Source organism: Pseudomonas sp. PDM15 (genome assembly GCF_014851565.1).
Classification (GTDB): domain Bacteria; phylum Pseudomonadota; class Gammaproteobacteria; order Pseudomonadales; family Pseudomonadaceae; genus Aquipseudomonas.
Map to the genome: position 1 here is coordinate 134,127 of NZ_JACVAA010000004.1, position 15,826 is coordinate 149,952.

At 66.2% G+C, this 15,826-nt stretch carries 18 protein-coding genes; 11 read left to right on the forward strand and 7 right to left on the reverse strand.

The genetic code is table 11. The features are described 5' to 3' along the window. Positions 1-165: 165 nt before the first annotated feature. Entirely contained in the window at positions 166-2,592 is a 2,427-nt protein-coding gene (locus IB232_RS12065; RefSeq protein WP_192398877.1) for a hypothetical protein, read from the reverse strand. 180 nt (positions 2,593-2,772) lie between these two features. Between IB232_RS12065 and IB232_RS12070 the strand changes: the two genes are divergently transcribed. From IB232_RS12070 to IB232_RS12080, 3 genes are all read left to right on the forward strand, one after another. Next, positions 2,773-3,897: a M14-type cytosolic carboxypeptidase gene (locus IB232_RS12070; protein WP_192398878.1), complete on the forward strand. Its 1,125-nt coding sequence runs from the start codon at positions 2,773-2,775 to the stop codon at positions 3,895-3,897. Between the two features lie 155 nt (positions 3,898-4,052). Further along, positions 4,053-4,883 carry a PaaX family transcriptional regulator C-terminal domain-containing protein gene (locus tag IB232_RS12075; protein WP_192398879.1) on the forward strand — a complete coding sequence of 277 codons (831 nt, stop codon included), beginning with the start codon at positions 4,053-4,055 and terminating at the stop codon, positions 4,881-4,883. A gap of 16 nt (positions 4,884-4,899) precedes the next feature. Continuing rightward, positions 4,900-5,880: a fatty acid desaturase family protein gene (locus tag IB232_RS12080; protein WP_192398880.1), complete on the forward strand. Its 981-nt coding sequence runs from the start codon at positions 4,900-4,902 to the stop codon at positions 5,878-5,880. A gap of 48 nt (positions 5,881-5,928) precedes the next feature. Here the strand turns inward: IB232_RS12080 and trpA are convergent, their stop codons facing one another. Together trpA and trpB are read right to left on the reverse strand one after the other, a co-directional pair. Then, the gene (gene trpA / locus IB232_RS12085) at positions 5,929-6,738 is read right to left on the reverse strand and encodes a tryptophan synthase subunit alpha (protein ID WP_192398881.1); all 810 of its coding nucleotides are present in this window, start codon (positions 6,736-6,738) and stop codon (positions 5,929-5,931) included. Further along, positions 6,738-7,952: a tryptophan synthase subunit beta gene (gene trpB / locus IB232_RS12090; protein WP_192398882.1), complete on the reverse strand. Its 1,215-nt coding sequence runs from the start codon at positions 7,950-7,952 to the stop codon at positions 6,738-6,740. The genes trpA and trpB overlap by 1 nt, the downstream gene beginning before the upstream one ends. A gap of 262 nt (positions 7,953-8,214) precedes the next feature. Between trpB and IB232_RS12095 the strand changes: the two genes are divergently transcribed. The 6 genes from IB232_RS12095 (at position 8,215) to IB232_RS12120 (ending at position 11,900) form a co-directional block, all read left to right on the forward strand. After that, on the forward strand, positions 8,215-8,712 hold the full coding sequence (locus IB232_RS12095; protein ID WP_192398883.1) for a DUF3060 domain-containing protein: 498 nt from the start codon (positions 8,215-8,217) through the stop codon (positions 8,710-8,712). Positions 8,713-8,784: 72 nt separating this feature from the next. Then, entirely contained in the window at positions 8,785-9,672 is an 888-nt protein-coding gene (locus IB232_RS12100; protein WP_192398884.1) for a LysR family transcriptional regulator, read from the forward strand. A gap of 73 nt (positions 9,673-9,745) precedes the next feature. Then, positions 9,746-9,961, forward strand: a complete 216-nt coding sequence (locus IB232_RS12105; RefSeq protein ID WP_137973879.1) for a dodecin — start codon at positions 9,746-9,748, stop codon at positions 9,959-9,961. Between the two features lie 91 nt (positions 9,962-10,052). Next, positions 10,053-10,277 (forward strand): DUF1161 domain-containing protein, encoded by a 225-nt coding sequence (locus IB232_RS12110; RefSeq protein WP_192398885.1) that lies wholly within the window; start codon positions 10,053-10,055, stop codon positions 10,275-10,277. A 128-nt stretch (positions 10,278-10,405) separates the two neighbouring features. Next, entirely contained in the window at positions 10,406-11,404 is a 999-nt protein-coding gene (locus IB232_RS12115; RefSeq protein ID WP_192398886.1) for an LLM class flavin-dependent oxidoreductase, read from the forward strand. A gap of 70 nt (positions 11,405-11,474) precedes the next feature. Next, on the forward strand, positions 11,475-11,900 hold the full coding sequence (locus IB232_RS12120) for an OsmC family protein (RefSeq protein ID WP_318652268.1): 426 nt from the start codon (positions 11,475-11,477) through the stop codon (positions 11,898-11,900). 7 nt (positions 11,901-11,907) lie between these two features. Here IB232_RS12120 and IB232_RS12125 read toward each other — a convergent pair whose 3' ends face one another. Together IB232_RS12125 and IB232_RS12130 are read right to left on the reverse strand one after the other, a co-directional pair. Beyond that, a complete protein-coding gene (locus IB232_RS12125) occupies positions 11,908-12,327 on the reverse strand; it encodes a hypothetical protein (RefSeq protein ID WP_192399347.1) in 420 nt (139 codons plus the stop codon). A 41-nt stretch (positions 12,328-12,368) separates the two neighbouring features. Further along, positions 12,369-12,782 (reverse strand): hypothetical protein, encoded by a 414-nt coding sequence (locus IB232_RS12130; protein ID WP_192398888.1) that lies wholly within the window; start codon positions 12,780-12,782, stop codon positions 12,369-12,371. Between the two features lie 43 nt (positions 12,783-12,825). Here IB232_RS12130 and IB232_RS12135 point away from each other — a divergent pair, with 43 nt between their 5' ends. Both IB232_RS12135 and IB232_RS12140 read left to right on the forward strand, forming a co-directional pair. Then, positions 12,826-13,890 (forward strand): aminopeptidase, encoded by a 1,065-nt coding sequence (locus tag IB232_RS12135; RefSeq protein WP_192398889.1) that lies wholly within the window; start codon positions 12,826-12,828, stop codon positions 13,888-13,890. 31 nt (positions 13,891-13,921) lie between these two features. Further along, complete coding sequence (locus tag IB232_RS12140; protein WP_192398890.1) at positions 13,922-14,152, forward strand: DUF1161 domain-containing protein; 231 nt, start codon at positions 13,922-13,924, stop codon at positions 14,150-14,152. 5 nt (positions 14,153-14,157) lie between these two features. Here the strand turns inward: IB232_RS12140 and IB232_RS12145 are convergent, their stop codons facing one another. Continuing rightward, positions 14,158-15,108 carry a hypothetical protein gene (locus IB232_RS12145; RefSeq protein WP_192398891.1) on the reverse strand — a complete coding sequence of 317 codons (951 nt, stop codon included), beginning with the start codon at positions 15,106-15,108 and terminating at the stop codon, positions 14,158-14,160. Positions 15,109-15,191: 83 nt separating this feature from the next. Further along, on the reverse strand, positions 15,192-15,734 hold the full coding sequence (locus IB232_RS12150; protein ID WP_192398892.1) for a gamma carbonic anhydrase family protein: 543 nt from the start codon (positions 15,732-15,734) through the stop codon (positions 15,192-15,194). Positions 15,735-15,826 lie beyond the last annotated feature (92 nt).

The window sequence follows — 15,826 nt, forward strand, 5'->3', positions numbered from 1 at the left end:
TCGTGACTCCAGGGCAATTACCTTCGGTCTTGTGCCGTCGTTTTCGCAGGAGTGTGGCGCGGACGCTGCACCTCGGCAATTGCGCCGTTGCCGAGCTGATTCTGGCTGACATCGCCAAGCTGACCGGTGAGCGGCGTAGTCCGGGCCGGCCGGCTAGACCGATAGCTAATCTGCTGCGGGCTTGGCAGGGCAGCCCTGATAGGAGTACGGGCAGCCGAACCAATAAGGCGTCGCCCGAGCCCACAAGGTATCGCCATAGTGCTGGTGCAGCAGGCGGAACGCTGCCTGCGAATAACGGGCGTGGGAGCCGTCTCGGGGGCAACCGTAACGGGTGGTGCGTACTGCTCGATGCAGGTTGGCAGCATGCTGGTTGCGGTCACTCTCGCTGCGCGTGGGTAGCCAGTCGGTAAAGCGCTCCCGCTGAATGACCTCCTCACTCAGATACTGTGGGCCGGACGGGATCTCGGCCAGGAGGTCCAGCTCAGCCTGATCGATGTGTTGAAACAGCGGATGGTTGGCCAGCAACTGTCGCTGCTTGTCCAGATAGGCCAGCACTTCGGGCTGCTGCTCAAGATTTTCGGTATCGAAGATATCGCGCAGATTGGCCGGAGCTATCTTGGCCGCATCGAACAGCCGTTTCTCCTGGCGCTCCTGATGGACGCGGCACCACCAGTTGTTGTCGTTGTGATTGATCACGTCGATGGCCATGGCGGAGCTCGGCAGGCTGTCATGCAGTGGCGACTCATAAAAGTCTGCCTGATACTCGACATAGGGCAGTGGGCGTAGGCGAGGCACTTGCAGCAGCAGTTCGACGTAGGCGTCATGATCGCGCTGTTCGCTGTAGCGCAGTACCAGCTCCCGTAGCTCCGGTTCGTGTTTGGCGAGCCTGGCCGCGTTGCGATCCAAGGTGTCCATATCCTTGCCGAGCAGAATGGCGCGGGTCAGTGTGGCTCTGGCCAGCGGTACGCGGTACGGCTTCAGGAGGTCTTCGCGATCGGCCAGTTGCTCCAGTTCCTCGAGTGGTAGCAATTGCAGCATGGCATGCCAGAGCTGTGGCGAGTTGTCGGTGCTTTCGTCGCTGTATCTGCTCTGCTGAAGTCCGGAAATCTGGGCCTCTGGCCAGTCCTGAGCCAGCAGGGTTCGCCATGCCTTGTAGCTGTTTGGGTGGCGTTTCAGCAGCATGGCCAGCCACTGGCGAGCGTCCTCGGCCTTGCCCTGATAGACCAGCCAGCGCAATGCGTTGGAGTAGGCTTCTGGAGCTGCGCTTCTGGCGTAGGGGCGATCACGGCGTAGCTGGTCATAGTCCGCGTGCTGCTCGACCAGGCGCATGGCCCCCGGTAGATCATTGCGACCCAGGCGCAGGCGAATGCTGTGCGTCCAGAGGTCGGCCAGCCAATAGCGGTACTCGGCTGTCTCTCCTTGCCACTGAGTATTCAGCCGCGCCTCACCAGCCTCCAGAATGGTCTGCGCCAGCGGGTCTTGTGGGTGTACCCGTGCGACTGCTATCTGCAGCCACTCCGCATGACCGCTGCTCTGCCAACGTTGCCATGCGTGTTCGACGATGACGCGGTTCTGCTCCCAGTAGTCTGCCTGTTGCTGGTGCAGTGCCCATAGCCAATCGCTGGCCAGCACGTTGTAGGCCTCGCGGGCCTGTAGCCAGTCCACCAATTCGTTGTCTCGGGCTTGGTGCTGAACGGCCTGCAGCAGCGGGTTGAGCGGGACGTTGGGGGTCAACCACCAATGGACTGGCAGCCCTTGTGGGCGGGCGACGAAATAGCCTGCTAGTTGTTCGGTGGCGTCTTCCAGATCCCGGCGGCTGCGACTCATGTCCGCCGCTTTCTCCGGGCTCTGCTTGATCGCTTCTAGCAGCCAGCGCAGATGACGATCGGCAAGATCAACGTCTACGTCAGGCCGATAGAGGCTGGTGAAATGCATCAGGATGAAGCGGTAGTTGGCCACTAGCTCGCGGCTGTCTAGGTCGTTTTCCTCGAGCATGTCGTTGGCTCGGGCATAGGCTTCGTCGGCGCGCCCCAGCGCCGCCAGGCTACGCAGGCTCATATAGCGCGCGAAGCCACGTAGTGGAGCCTGCTTCTGCTCGCCGACCTGCTCATAGAGCGCCAGCGCCGGCTCGTACTGGCGTTTGTAGAAATGCCAGCTGGCCAGCTGATACAGGTAGTCGCTTTGCGCGCGAGCCGGCTGCCCTTCGATCTCCGGCTCGACCGGCTCCTCACCGGCCTGCCCTGCACAGACATCCAGCACTCGCACCTGATTGGCTGCCCATAGTCTCTGGTACGGTGTCTCGGTCCCTAGCTCCCGACGAATCTGTTGCAGCACCTTGAGGGCGCTGTCGTAGTGACAATCCTCTGAGCTCCAGCTTTTTTTCTCTGCATCGGGCGAGAACAGCTGCAACTCGATCAGAGCTCGCTGCCAGAGATCCTTGGCCGTCAGTTGTTGGTCGTACCAGCCTCGGGAGATGCCGAAGTTGTGCTGTGGTAGCAAGGTTTCGCCAAAGAAACTGGGCCGTTCCGTAGCCAGCAGTTGGGGGGCGAAGAACAGGGTGAACAGCAGCGTCAGCGAAGTGGTGCGGCGCATAGGGCTTCCTTGCCAAAGTCAGATCGCTAGAGTGCAGAGCCCTTACCCGTCCTGGCAAGAGCCGGCAGTATTCATCTTCGCGTAATCGTCTTGCCGGGATGCGACAGCCTGTTACCTCGGGCATGCGCAGCAGATCAGTGCCGGCTATCCTGCCGGCTTCCCGCAATCAGGACCCCGGCCATGCAGATTCGCAGCGATTTCGACAGCGGCAACATCGAGGTGATCAACGCCGGCGACCCTAGCCGGGTGCGCCTGGCCATCCGCAAGGACTTCGCCAGCGACCACTTCCAGTGGTTCCACTTTCTCGCCGAGGGCCTGAGCGTCGGCCACAGCCACGGCTTCAGCCTGACCAACGCCGCCCAGTCCAGCTACAAGAGCGCCTGGAGCGGCTACCAGGCGGTGGCCAGCTACGACGGCGAGGACTGGTTCCGCGTACCGACGACCTTCGACGCGGACGGTCTGCACTTCAAGCTGCTGGCCGAGCGCAATTCCGCCCGCTTTGCCTACTTCGAGCCCTACAGTCGGGCCAGGCACGCGCAATTGTTGGTCAAGGCGCTGGCGCTGCCCAACGTCGAACTGCTGGCCTGTGGCAGCAGCCTGCAGGGCCGCGAGTTGCCGCTGCTGCATGTGCGTGGCACGGCCAGCACGCCGCGCAAGATCTGGCTGATCGCCCAGCAGCATCCCGGCGAGCATATGGCTGAGTGGTACATGGAGGGCCTGATCGAGCGCCTCTACCAGGATGACGCGGAGCTGCGGCAACTGCTGAGCAAGGCCGACCTGTACCTAGTGCCGCACATGAACCCGGACGGCGCCTTCCTCGGCAACCTGCGTACCAACGCCGCCGGCAAGGACCTCAATCGCGCCTGGCAGGCGCCTTCGGCCAGCGAGAGCCCGGAGGTGCTGTTCGTCCAGCAGCAGATGGCCGCCCAGGGCGTCGACTGCTTCCTGGATATCCACGGCGACGAGGAGATTCCCTATGTGTTCACCGCCGGCTGCGAGGGCAACCCCGGTTTCACCCCGCGCCTGGACGCGCTGGAGCAGGAGTTCCGCCAGCGCCTGATGGCCATCGGCGAATTCCAGGTGGAGCACGGCTACCCGCGTGACGAACCGGGTCAGGCCAATCTCGCGCTGGCCTGCAACTGGGTCGGGCAGACCTACAACTGCCTGGCCTACACGGTGGAGATGCCGTTCAAGGACCACAACCTCTCGCCCGACCCGCGCACCGGCTGGAACGGCGCCCGCTCCAAGCGCCTGGCGCGCGATGTGCTGAGCGTACTGGCGGCGATGGTCGACAAGTTGCGCTGAGGTTCACGCCGTACCCGAGCCGCTGCCCGCCCTGTGCGCAGCGGCTTTTTCATGGCGGAACATTTCATAGATGAGCAAGGAAAAACTTTCTGTTGAAATATTACATTAGTTCAAATATAAATTTGATCGTGTGTAATTAAGGCAAAGCCCACCCCATGAAAATCAACGCCAAGAGCCTGATCCTCGAGCTGCTGATGGCCAATGACGGCGAGCCGCTGCTGGCCCGTGATGCCATTGCCGCCAGCACCCTGTTCGGCATCAGCGAGAACAGCGTGCGTGTCGCCCTGGCCCGGCTGTCGGCCGAAGCCCTGGTGGAAGGTGCCGGGCGCGGCAGCTATCGCCTCGGTCCGATGGCCTTGCAGCTGTCCAGCGAACTGGCCGCCTGGCGTGGCATGGAGCGGCGTATGCGGCCTTGGAGCGGCGCCTACCTCATGGTCGCCTGCGCCGCTCTCGGGCGCGTCGACCGCAGCGCCCTGCAGCGCCGCGAGCGGGCCCTGCACATGCTTGGTTTCGTTGAGCTGGAGAAGGGCCTGTACCTGCGTCCGGACAATATCGAGGCGGACATCGATGGCGTGCGCCAGCGCCTGCACAAGCTCGGCCTGGAGCCGGAGGCCCTGCTGTTCCGTGCCGACCAGTTCGGCGCCGAGCAGGAACGGCGCATCCATGCGCTGTGGGATGGCGCCGCGCTGAGCGCCGCCTACGCCCGGCTGGAAACGCAGCTGGAGGAATGGCGCCAGCGCGCTGCCGAGCTGGAGCCGGAGACCGCCGCGCGCGAGGCCTTCCTGCTCGGCCGCCAGGCGATTCGCCAGGCGGCGTTCGATCCCCTTCTGCCCGAGCCCCTGGTCGACGCGGCCGCGCGCGCACGCTTCTTCGCCTGCGTGCAGCGCTTCGTGGAGCACGGCCACCAGATCTGGCGCGGACTGTTCGACGGCAGCCGCCCCAGCCCCAACCCAGCGCACCGGCCGGCGGCCGATCGCCTGCACTGATTCAGGAGAGACTCGCATGAACAACAAGACCAAAATCAGCGACATCCTCAGCCGCGACGAGATCAAGGCCCTTACCCAGCGCTCCGACTGGCGCGGCGCCTGGGCCGTTGGCTCGACCTGGGCGGTCGTGGCCCTGACTTTCGTGGCCCTGGCCTGGGCCGCCGAACATCTGCCCTGGTGGGCACTGATTCCCGCACTGCTGCTGGGCCTGGCGATCATCGGCGGGCGCCAGCTGTGCCTGGCCATCCTGCAGCACGATGGGGCGCACGGCACCCTGTTCAAGAGCAAGTGGGGCAACGACGTGCTGACCGACTGGCTATGCGCGCGGCCGGTGTGGAACGAGCTGCACAAGTACCGCCCCTACCACCTGGTGCACCACGCCAAGACCTCGACTGTGGATGACCCGGATCTGTCCCTGGTGGCCGGTTTCCCCACCACGCGCACCTCGCTGCAGCGCAAGCTGGCCCGTGATCTGTTCGGCGTCACCGGGCTCAAGTTCATGCTCGGTCGGGTGCTGATGGACGCCGGGGTACTCAAGTGGACGGTGGCCAATGACGTGCAGGTGCTGCCCCAGGAAGGACGGCGCTGGTGGGACTATCCGCTGACCTTCCTTGGCAACGCCGCCGGCATGCTGATCACCAATGGCCTGCTGCTGGCCGCGTGCTGGGCCAGCGGCCACGCCTGGCTGTACGGCGTGTGGGCGCTGGCCTATGTCACGCCCTTCCCGCTGTTCATCCGCATCCGCTCGATGGCCGAGCACGCCTGCCTGGAACCGAGTCGCGACACCCTGCGCAACACCCGCACCACGCGCGCCGGCTGGCTGGCCCGCGCCTTCGTCGCGCCGATCCGGGTCAACTACCACATCGAGCACCACCTGATGGCCTCGGTGCCCTACTTTCGCCTGCCACAGCTGCACGCCCTGCTACGCGAGCGCGGCCTGACCCCGGAACCGCCGAGTTACTGGCAGGTGCTGCGGCTGGTCAGTAGCCGCGCCTGAATACAAAAAAGCCGCCCGAGGGCGGCTTTTTTTCACGCCGAGGCAAACTCAGCGACGAGCGCCGCGCACGCCTTCGGCCAGCTGGGCGCACAGGTTCAGCACACCTTCGACGGCCTGTTGCGGGCTGGCGGCCTTGGCGATCTGGTCGACCAGCGCCGAGCCCACCACCACGCCCTCGGCACGGCGCGCCACCTCGGCGGCGTGCTCCGGGGTGCGGATGCCGAAGCCGATGCATACCGGCAGGTCGGTATGGCGGCGCAGGCGGGCGTGGGCTTCTTCCACCTGGTCCAGGGTGGCGGAACCGGCGCCGGTGACGCCGGCCACGGAGACGTAGTAGACGAAGCCCGAGCTGCCGTTGAGTACGGTCGGCAGGCGCTTGTCGTCAGTCGTGGGAGTCGTGAGGCGGATAAAGTCGATGCCCGCGGCCTGGGCCGGGAAGCACAGGTCGGCGTTATGTTCCGGCGGCAGGTCGACCACGATCAGGCCGTCCACGCCGGCTTCCTTGGCGTCGGCGATGAACTTGTCCACGCCGTAGTAGTGGATGGGGTTGAAGTAGCCCATCAGCACCAGCGGAGTGTTGGCTTCGCCTTGGCGGAATTCGCGGACCATCTGCAGGGTCTTGGCCAGGGTCTGCTTGGCGCCCAGGGCGCGGATGTTGGCCAGCTGGATCGACGGGCCGTCGGCCATCGGATCGGTGAAGGGCATGCCCAGCTCGATCACGTCGGCACCGGCGGCCGGCAGGCCCTTGAGGATCTGCAAGGACGTCTCATAGTCCGGGTCGCCGCCGGTGACGAAGGTGACCAGGGCGGCGCGGTTCTGCTGTTTCAGCTCGGCAAATCGGCTCTGCAGACGGCTCATCAGTTGTTCTCCGATTTGGACAGGTCGAGGTGGTGCATCACGGTCTGCATGTCCTTGTCGCCGCGGCCGGACAGGTTGACCACCATGATGTGGTCCTTGGGTAGGCTAGGTGCGCGCTTGAACACTTCGGCCAGGGCGTGGGAGCTCTCCAGGGCCGGGATGATGCCTTCCAGGCGGCAGCACTGGTGGAAGGCGGCCAGGGCTTCGTCATCGGTGATCGAGGTGTACTCGACGCGGCCGATGTCGTGCAGCCAGGCGTGCTCGGGGCCGATGCCCGGGTAGTCCAGGCCGGCGGAGATGGAGTGGGCGTCGATGATCTGGCCATCGTCGTCCTGCAGCAGGAAGGTGCGGTTGCCGTGCAGCACGCCCGGTACGCCGCCGTTTAGGCTGGCGGCGTGCTTGCCGGTCTCGATGCCGTGGCCGGCCGCTTCCACACCGACGATCTGTACCGACTGGTCATCGAGGAAGGGGTGGAACAGGCCCATGGCGTTGGAGCCGCCGCCGATGCAGGCGACCAGGGAATCGGGCAGGCGGCCTTCCTTTTCCTGCAGCTGCTCGCGGGTTTCCTTGCCGATCACCGCCTGGAAGTCGCGGACCATGGCCGGGTACGGGTGCGGGCCGGCGACGGTGCCGATCAGGTAGAAGGTGTTGTGCACGTTGGTCACCCAGTCGCGCAGCGCCTCGTTCATCGCATCCTTGAGGGTGCCGGTGCCGGCGGTGACCGGGATCACGGTGGCGCCCAGCAGCTTCATGCGGAACACGTTGGCCTGCTGCCGATCGATGTCGGTGGTGCCCATGAAGATCACGCACTCCATGCCGAAGCGCGCGGCCACGGTGGCGGTGGCCACGCCGTGCATGCCGGCGCCGGTCTCGGCGATGATGCGTTTCTTGCCCATGCGCTTGGCCAGCAGGATCTGGCCGATGCAGTTGTTGATCTTGTGCGCACCGGTGTGATTGAGCTCTTCGCGCTTGAGGTAGATCTTCGCGCCGCCGCAGTGCTCGGTCAGGCGCTCGGCGAAGTACAGCGGGCTCGGGCGGCCGACGTAGTCGCGCTGGAAGTAGGCCAGTTCCTTGGCGAACTCCGGGTCGGCCTTGGCCTTCTCGTACTCGGCGGCGAGGTCGTGGATCAGCGGCATCAGGGTCTCGGCGACATACTGGCCGCCGAAATGGCCGAACAGGCCGGTGCTATCCGGGCCGGTGCGTAAAGAAGTCATGGCGTGCTCCTGCTCTGCTGCCCTCGCGAATCGGGTCGGTGCGAGGGAGAGTGGGTGATGGCGTCATTCTATCCATCCGGGCGGACAGAAAAAGCGATTAGATTGCGCTAATGCGTGAGAAATACTCACATGTTTGTGGGGCTGAGGAGAGAGCTCCCCGCGCATTCCCCGCTGTGCCGAAGAAGACGTAGAACTCGGCACCCGGCGGCTTTGTCCCAGCAGCACACGGCCAAGCGGGCCGCTATCGATTGGAGACATGGCTATGCACAAGGTATTGGGAGCGGGTGCGCTGTTACTGACGCTGACTGGCGCCGCTCAGGCTCAGGAGGCGATGGAACTCGATGGCATCGGAGTTTCGCGTGACGTGTCGTGCAAAGGGCGGGACGTGATCATCACTGGCAATGCCAACGAATTTCGTCTGGATGGCGATTGTGGCAGGGTCGACGTGCAAGGCTCTGAGCACGTGCTGCGGTTGGGCAGCGCTGCCAGCCTGGAGGTGACCGGAGCCGAAAACCGTGTCGACGTCGGGCATATCGGTGGCCTCGCGGTCAATGGCAGCGGCCATCGTATCAACGCCGAAATACGGGGTGAGGGGCAGTCCCCAACGGTAGCCATCTATGGTGCGGAGAACATCCTGCAGCTGGATCTGGAAGGCCCGGTGAGCATAGAGGTCAACGGCATCGGTCAGCAGGTCGCCTGGGAAGGTGAGGAGCCGGAAATCTCTACCAGCGGCACGGACCATCGCATCGAGCGAAAATGAACCGGCGCGAAGTGGCGGGGCCGGCGCAAACGGATTAGATTGCCAGGACACGTCAGAAAATATCACTGGTCCATGAGTCGAGAACTGCCCCCACTGAATGCTTTGCGCGCCTTCGAGGCCGCTGCCCGTCTGCTCAGCGTCAGCCAGGCCGCGACCGAGCTGCATGTGACCCACGGGGCGGTGAGCCGGCAGATACGTGTGCTGGAGGAACAGCTCGGCGTCAGCCTGTTCGACAAGGATGGGCGCGGCGTGAAACTCACCGATGCGGGCGTGCGCCTGCGCGACGTCGCCTCCGAGACCTTCGAGCGCCTGCGCGTGACCTGTGCCGAGTTGCGTCAGCGCCAGGAGGGTGCGCCCTTCGTCCTCGGCTGCCCCGGCAGCCTGCTGGCGCGCTGGTTCATCCCCCGCCTGGACCGGCTCAACCGCGAGCTGCCGGAGTTGCGCCTGCAGCTGTCGTCCAGTGAGGGCGAGCTGGACCCGCGCCGGCCCGGTGTCGATGCCACCCTGTGCTTCGCCACCCCGCCCTGGCCGGCGGACATGCAGGTGTACGAGCTGGCGGCGGAGCGCATCGGCCCGGTGCTGAGTCCGCGTTATCAGGGGTATGCGCGCCTGAGCGGAGAGCCGGCCGCCGCCCTGCTCGGCGAACCACTGCTGCATACCGCCTCGCGACCCCAGGCCTGGCCGCAGTGGGCCGAGGCCCAGGGCCTGGAGGCGGCGCGACTGCAGCAGGGCCAGGGCTTCGAGCATCTCTACTACCTGCTGGAAGCCGCCGCCGCCGGCCTCGGTGTGGCCATCGCTCCGCAGCAGCTGGTGGCGGACGATTTGGCCGCCGGTCGCCTGGTCGCACCCTGGGGTTTTGTCGAAACCTCGGCCCGCCTTGCCCTGTGGGTGCCCGGGCGCAGCCGCGATGATCGCGCCGAGCGCCTGGCGCAGTGGCTGGGCCGCGAATTGGCGGGTTGAGTCGCGCCCCGCTTGTGCTTTCGCCCGGCTTGGCTAGCGTGAAGAAGAAGCCTGTCTGCCCAAGGAGAAGCACATGTCCGATCACCGCACCTACAAGAAAATCGAAGTCGTCGGCACCTCCAAGGTGAGCATCGAGGATGCCATCGCCAATGCCCTCGCCGAGTGCGCCAAGTCCGTGCGCAACATGGACTGGTTCGAGGTCGTCGATACCCGTGGTCATATCGTCGACGGCAAGGTGGCGCACTATCAGGTCGAACTCAAGGTCGGTTTCCGCATCAGCAACAGCTGAGCGGCGCACGGTTTCGCCCGCGCCTGTCGGCTAGTCTTGGCCGGTCCGGGGCGGGTTGCCCCGCGAGTCCACCTACGAAGGAGCGTTATCCATGAAGCAAATGATGCTGGGCCTGGCCCTGTTCACCCTGGCCGGCTCCGCCCTGGCTGCTGGCAAGCCCTGCGACGAGCTGAAGGCGGAGATCGAGGCCAAGCTCAAGGACAAGGGCGTGGCCGCCTACACCCTGGAAGTGGTCGACAAGGGTGGCGCCGGCGACAAGACCGTGGTCGGCACCTGCGAGGCCGACACCAAGGAAATCGTTTACCAGCGCGGCTGATCATCTAGCCGCGGCAACTAGGCCGGAGCCTCCGCGAGGGGCTCCGGCCTTTTTCATGGCGCGGCCGAATGGCGGCTTGCCTTTCGCCGGGGCGACCCCATAAAGCAGGTACGACCCGAGGAGGCCTTATGAGCAAGCTGTCCAACACGCCATTCTCCGTACTCGACCTGGCGCCCATGCGCGACGACGATATCGGCGCCGCGCCCGCCCTGCAGCGCTCCCTTGCTCTGGCCCGGTATGTGGAGCAGCTCGGCTTCTCGCGCATGTGGGTGGCCGAGCACCACAACATGGAGGGCATCGCCAGTTCCGCCACCGCCGTGCTGCTCGGCTACCTGGCCGCCAACACCTCCACCCTGCGCCTCGGCTCCGGCGGCATCATGCTGCCCAACCATGCGCCGCTGGTGGTGGCCGAACAGTTCGGCACCCTGGCGGCGCTCTATCCGGGCCGCATCGAGCTGGGCCTGGGCCGTGCGCCGGGTGCCGACCAGGCCACCGCCCGCGCCCTGCGCCGCGACCGCCTGGGCAGCGCCGAGGATTTCCCGCAGGACGTCGAGGAGCTGGAAACACTGCTCGGTCCGCGCCAGCCCGGGCAGTCGGTGCTGGCCGTGCCGGGCGTGGACACGAACGTGCCGATCTGGCTGCTCGGCTCCAGCCTGTTCAGTGCCCAGCTGGCGGCGCAGAAGGGCCTGCCCTATGCCTTCGCCTCGCACTTTGCGCCGCGTTATCTGCACCAGGCACTGCGCATCTACCGCGAGAACTTCCAGCCCTCGGCCGTGCTGGACAAGCCCTACGCCATGATCGGCGTACCGTTGATTGCCGCACCGAGCGACGAGGAAGCCGAGTTCCTCGCCACCACTGCCTACCAGCGGGTGCTGGCGCTGATGCGCGGGCAGAGCCTGGTGTTGCGTCCGCCGGTGGAAAGCATGGTCGGCCGCTGGCAACCCCACGAACAGCAAGCGGTCGGCGACTTCCTCGGCCTGGCGGTGATCGGCGGGCCGGAGAAGGTGCGCGCGCGTCTGGAGATCCTGCTGGAGCAGAGTGGCGCCGACGAGCTGATCTTCACCTGCGACCTGTACCAGCCCGAGCACCGCCTGCGCAGCTTCGAGATAGTCGCCGGGCTGCGATAGGACGAACTTTGCCGCCGCCGCGTTCCTCTCAACTGGGTATCCACCCATTCGAGAGGAGCAGCACATGACCATCAAGAAGACGGCTTCGGCCCACTGGCAGGGCGGCATCAAGGACGGCAAGGGTCGCATCTCCACCCAGAGCGGCGCGTTGAAGGACCAGCCCTATGGCTTCAATACCCGCTTCGAGGATCAGCCCGGTACCAACCCCGAGGAGCTGATCGGCGCCGCCCATGCCGGCTGCTTCTCCATGGCCCTGTCCAAAGAGCTGGAGGAGCGCGGCATGCTCGCCGAGAGCATCGATACCCAGGCCGAGGTGTGGCTGGAGAAAGAGGACGGCGGCTTTCGCATCAGCGCCGTGCACCTGAGCCTGCGCGCCAGGATTCCCGGCGCCGACCGCAACAAGTTCGAGGAGGCGGTGGAGACGGCCAAGACCGGTTGCCCCGTGTCCAAGCTGCTCAACGCCGAGATCAGCCTGCAGGTGACGCTGGACGCCTGAGCGGCACTCAGAAGGTGCTGCAGCGCAGTACGTCGGCGCGCGCCAGCACCTGGCGGCCCTCGCCGTACAGCCAGCCCTGGGCCTTGTACTGCAGCGGCCGGGCCTCGATACGATAACGCTGGCCAGCGGCGAAGCCGTCGTAACGGAAGCGCAGGTGGCAGGTCATCTCGACCGGCTCGCTGCTGAACTCGCCGCCACCGCCGCCACCCGCCACCTCGAACTGGAAGCGCACCTGCAGCTCGTGGGCGCCGGGCGCCACCTGGAAGTAACGGCCGTCGCGGGTCTGCTGGTCATCCAGCTTGTGCGCCATCAGGGTGTAGCCGGGGCTGGCGTACAGTTCGACCCAGGCCTGCTGCGGGTCCGCCGGTGGCAGCGGGCTGGCGCAGGCACCGACGGCGAGCAGGGGCAGCAACAGGGGCAGGCGCATGGTGGTGTCCTCGACGATGGAGAAGGCCAGCATAGCGCCGATCAGACGGCGCCGCAGCGGCCCTCACGGGCTCGCGCCAAGTCTTCGCCGCGCTCGTCCTGTAACTGCGCCCAGGGACGGAAGCCGCGACTACCGGCCTTCAGCCGATAACGCTGGCCGGCGGCGAAGTCGGCGTAGTCGAGGGTCAGCAGGCAGGTGCGCGGCAGACTCTGCTGCGCGCCGGTGTTGGCGGGCGCCACTTCGAAGCGCAGACGTACCTGCAGCTCGTGGCGGCCGGGAGAAATCTGGAAATAACGGCCGTCGTCCAGCGTTTTACCGTCTACCTGCACCGCCTCCAGGCGACCGTCCTGGCGCTCGTGCAGTTCGATCCAGGCCTGCGCTGGATCGTGAAAAGGCATCAGCAGCGAACAACCGCCGAGCAGAACGGGCAGGCAGAGCAACAGAGGTGAGCGCATGACGGGCTTCCTTGGCAGAGGGGCAATGCAATAGGCTCGCGAAATGCCTATCGCCCTACTCGACCGCCGCGCGCGGTGCCTGGTTCCGCTGTGGCTCGGCGTTCTGCTGAGCGGTTGCGCCAGCCTCGACTATTACGCCCAGCTCAGCCGTGGCCAGCTCGACCTGCTCGCCGCACGCCAGCCGGTGGCCCAGCTGCTCGCCGATCCCCAGGCCGATCCCGTGCTGCAGCGCCGCCTGGCACTGGCCCAGCAGGCGCGTGAGTTCGCCAGCGCGCACCTGGCGCTGCCGGACAACCGCAGCTATCGCCTGTATGCGGACCTGCAGCGGCCCTATGTGGTGTGGAATGTGTTCGCCACGCCGGAGCTGTCGCTGGCGCCGCTGACCCACTGCTTCCCCGTCGCCGGCTGCGTGGCCTACCGCGGCTTCTACCAGCAGGGGCGCGCCCGTGGTGCCGCCGCCTTGCTGCAGGCCGAGGGCATGGACACCTATGTGGCGGGCATCGAGGCCTATTCGACCCTGGGCTGGTTCGACGACCCGATCCTCAACACCATGCTGCGCTGGGACGACGAGCGCCTCGCCGCGGTGATCTTCCACGAGCTGGCGCACCAGCAGCTGTACGTAGCCGACGACACGGCGTTCAACGAGTCCTTCGCCAGCTTCGTCGAGCAGGAAGGCCTGCGTCAGTGGCGCGCCGCCCGTGGCCTGGCGCACGGCGATGCGCATGCAGAGCGCATGCGTCGCCAGTTCACCGAGCTGATCCTGGCCAGCCGCGAGCGCCTGCAGGCGCTCTACGCCAGCCCGCTGGACGAGGCGCAGAAGCGCGCCGGCAAGGTCGCTGAGTTCGAGCGTCTGCGCGACGAATACCGCACCTTGCGCGACGGCGAGTGGGGCGGCGATCGGCGCTACGACGCCTGGGTCGCCCAGCCACTCAATAACGCCCGGCTGCTGCCGTTCGGCCTCTACGACCAGTGGGTGGAAGCGTTCGCCACGCTGTTCCGCCAGGCCAGCGGCGACTGGGCGCAGTTCTACCGCCGCGCCGCCGCGCTGGGCGAACTGGACGCGGAACAACGCGAGCGAACCCTGGCGGCGCTGGCCGATCAGAACTAGAACTGCCTGATCCCATCCCGAGGAGCATGCGATGAAGCGCTGGTTTGCGGCCGTCATGGCCACCCTGCTGTGTGGCGGCGCCCTCGCCGCACCCAAGCCCTGCGAAGAGCTGAAGCGCGAGATCGAGGTGAAGATCCAGGCGGCCAAGGTGACCAGCTACACCCTGGAAATAGTCCCGGCCGCCGACGTGGAAGACCCCAACATGGTGGTCGGCAGCTGCGAGGGTGGCAGCCGCAAGATCATCTACCAGAAGAACGAGTGAGTCGCTCAGGCCGCCTCGGCGCGATAGATCCAGCGCAGGCCCAGCAGGGTCAGCGGCCATAGCAGGGCCAGCAGGCCGGCGCCCATGGCCACCAGCAGAGCGGGATGGAAAAGCTCGCTGCCGCGGTCGGCCAGCGCATACATCACCAGCAGGCCGGCGACCAGCAGCTGGGCCAGCATCCACACGACGAAGATCGCCAGGGCGGTCAGCAGCAGCTGCCCTGCTCTGAGCCGATGCAGGCGCGCCGGCAGCGCGCTCCAGCTGCTGGCGAACACCAGCGCGGCGCCGAGCAGTGGGGTCAGGCAGGCCAGGGCCAGCGGCAGGGCCGCGCTGTAACCCGGCACCACCTGTTTGATCAGGATGTCCAGGGTCTTCAGGCTCAGCAGTAGCACGCACAGAGCCAGCAGCGCCGCCACGCTCGTGCGCCCTACTGGTGCCGGTGTCCGGGCCTGCCGCGCGCCTAGGCGCAGGCCGAGCCACAGCGGCAGCAGGTTGGTCAGGGCGAAGGCCAGCAGGCCTAGGGGCTCGAAGACCAGCGGCTGGTAGAGCCCCACCAGACTGCCGTGCTCACTGAGCCAGCCATACAGGCCGGCGAGCAGGAAGCCGGACAGTACGCCATAGAGCAGGCCGGCCAGCACGATGGCGGCGGCAACTGCCAGCAGCACTCTGCCGGGTTTGACCAGGACCGCCGCATGGCGCTCCTGATAGCTGGCGACCAACAGGGTGGCGGCCAGCCCGCCGAGCAGGACGCTGCATAGCCAGCCCGGTAGCAGGTGCATCAGGTTGCCGAGCAGATAGTCGCTGAACTCGGCGTGGTTGAGCGCAGCCAGCAGATTGCCGACCACCAGGCTCTGCAGCATCACCAGTGCGCCCATGGCGCCGAAGGCGTAGGGCTGCTGCCAGGCCGGGCGCTCGGCGACCGGCTGGGGAACGGAAGTAGCGAAGGGGTTGGTCATCGGCAAAATCCTTTTCCAGGGCGCCCAGAGTATGTCCGGGGCCGCTTCGGGCCCAGCGCGCTAGGCAAAGGGCGTGAAGCGGTTCACCGGTCGTAGCCCTCGGCCAGGTGCAGGTCCTTGAGCTTCACGTAGTTGGCCGCGCTGTAGGCGAAGAAAGCGCGTTCCTTGTCGCTCAGCGCGCGGGCCTGCTTCACCGGGCTGCCGACGTACAGGTAGCCGCTCTCCAGCACCTTGCCCGGCGGTACCAGGCTGCCGGCGCCGATCACCACTTCATCCTCGACCACCGCGCCGTCCATCACGATGCTGCCCATGCCGACCAGGATGCGGTTGCCCAGGGTGCAGCCATGCAGGGTGACGTTGTGGCCGATGGTCACTTCGTCGCCGATCAGCAGCGGGTAGCCGTCCGGGTTGAACGGCCCGGCGTGGGTGATATGCAGCACGCTGCCGTCCTGCACGCTGCTGCGGGCGCCGATCCTGATTCGGTGCATGTCACCGCGAACCACAGCCATCGGCCAGACCGAGGCGTCTTCGCCCAGTACCACGTCGCCGATCACCACGGCGGATGCGTCGACAAAGGCGCGCGGGCCCAGCTGCGGGGCGCTGCCCTGGTAAGTTCGAATCGCCACGATAGTCTCCTTCAGGCTGCGGTTGCCGCAGATTGTAATTAACATGCCAGGCACTGCGGTTGTGAAAGGTCGTCTAAGACCCCATAACCCGA

Bases quoted from the DNA above. Each gene is read 5' to 3' on its own strand.
- IB232_RS12065 (WP_192398877.1), bottom strand. From the start codon at position 2,592: ATGCGCCGCACCACTTCGCTGACGCTGCTGTTCACCCTGTTCTTCGCC.
- IB232_RS12070 (WP_192398878.1), top strand. From the start codon at position 2,773: ATGCAGATTCGCAGCGATTTCGACAGCGGCAACATCGAGGTGATCAAC.
- IB232_RS12075 (WP_192398879.1), top strand. From the start codon at position 4,053: ATGAAAATCAACGCCAAGAGCCTGATCCTCGAGCTGCTGATGGCCAAT.
- IB232_RS12080 (WP_192398880.1), top strand. From the start codon at position 4,900: ATGAACAACAAGACCAAAATCAGCGACATCCTCAGCCGCGACGAGATC.
- trpA (WP_192398881.1), bottom strand. From the start codon at position 6,738: ATGAGCCGTCTGCAGAGCCGATTTGCCGAGCTGAAACAGCAGAACCGC.
- trpB (WP_192398882.1), bottom strand. From the start codon at position 7,952: ATGACTTCTTTACGCACCGGCCCGGATAGCACCGGCCTGTTCGGCCAT.
- IB232_RS12095 (WP_192398883.1), top strand. From the start codon at position 8,215: ATGCACAAGGTATTGGGAGCGGGTGCGCTGTTACTGACGCTGACTGGC.
- IB232_RS12100 (WP_192398884.1), top strand. From the start codon at position 8,785: ATGAGTCGAGAACTGCCCCCACTGAATGCTTTGCGCGCCTTCGAGGCC.
- IB232_RS12105 (WP_137973879.1), top strand. From the start codon at position 9,746: ATGTCCGATCACCGCACCTACAAGAAAATCGAAGTCGTCGGCACCTCC.
- IB232_RS12110 (WP_192398885.1), top strand. From the start codon at position 10,053: ATGAAGCAAATGATGCTGGGCCTGGCCCTGTTCACCCTGGCCGGCTCC.
- IB232_RS12115 (WP_192398886.1), top strand. From the start codon at position 10,406: ATGAGCAAGCTGTCCAACACGCCATTCTCCGTACTCGACCTGGCGCCC.
- IB232_RS12125 (WP_192399347.1), bottom strand. From the start codon at position 12,327: ATGCGCCTGCCCCTGTTGCTGCCCCTGCTCGCCGTCGGTGCCTGCGCC.
- IB232_RS12130 (WP_192398888.1), bottom strand. From the start codon at position 12,782: ATGCGCTCACCTCTGTTGCTCTGCCTGCCCGTTCTGCTCGGCGGTTGT.
- IB232_RS12135 (WP_192398889.1), top strand. From the start codon at position 12,826: ATGCCTATCGCCCTACTCGACCGCCGCGCGCGGTGCCTGGTTCCGCTG.
- IB232_RS12140 (WP_192398890.1), top strand. From the start codon at position 13,922: ATGAAGCGCTGGTTTGCGGCCGTCATGGCCACCCTGCTGTGTGGCGGC.
- IB232_RS12145 (WP_192398891.1), bottom strand. From the start codon at position 15,108: ATGACCAACCCCTTCGCTACTTCCGTTCCCCAGCCGGTCGCCGAGCGC.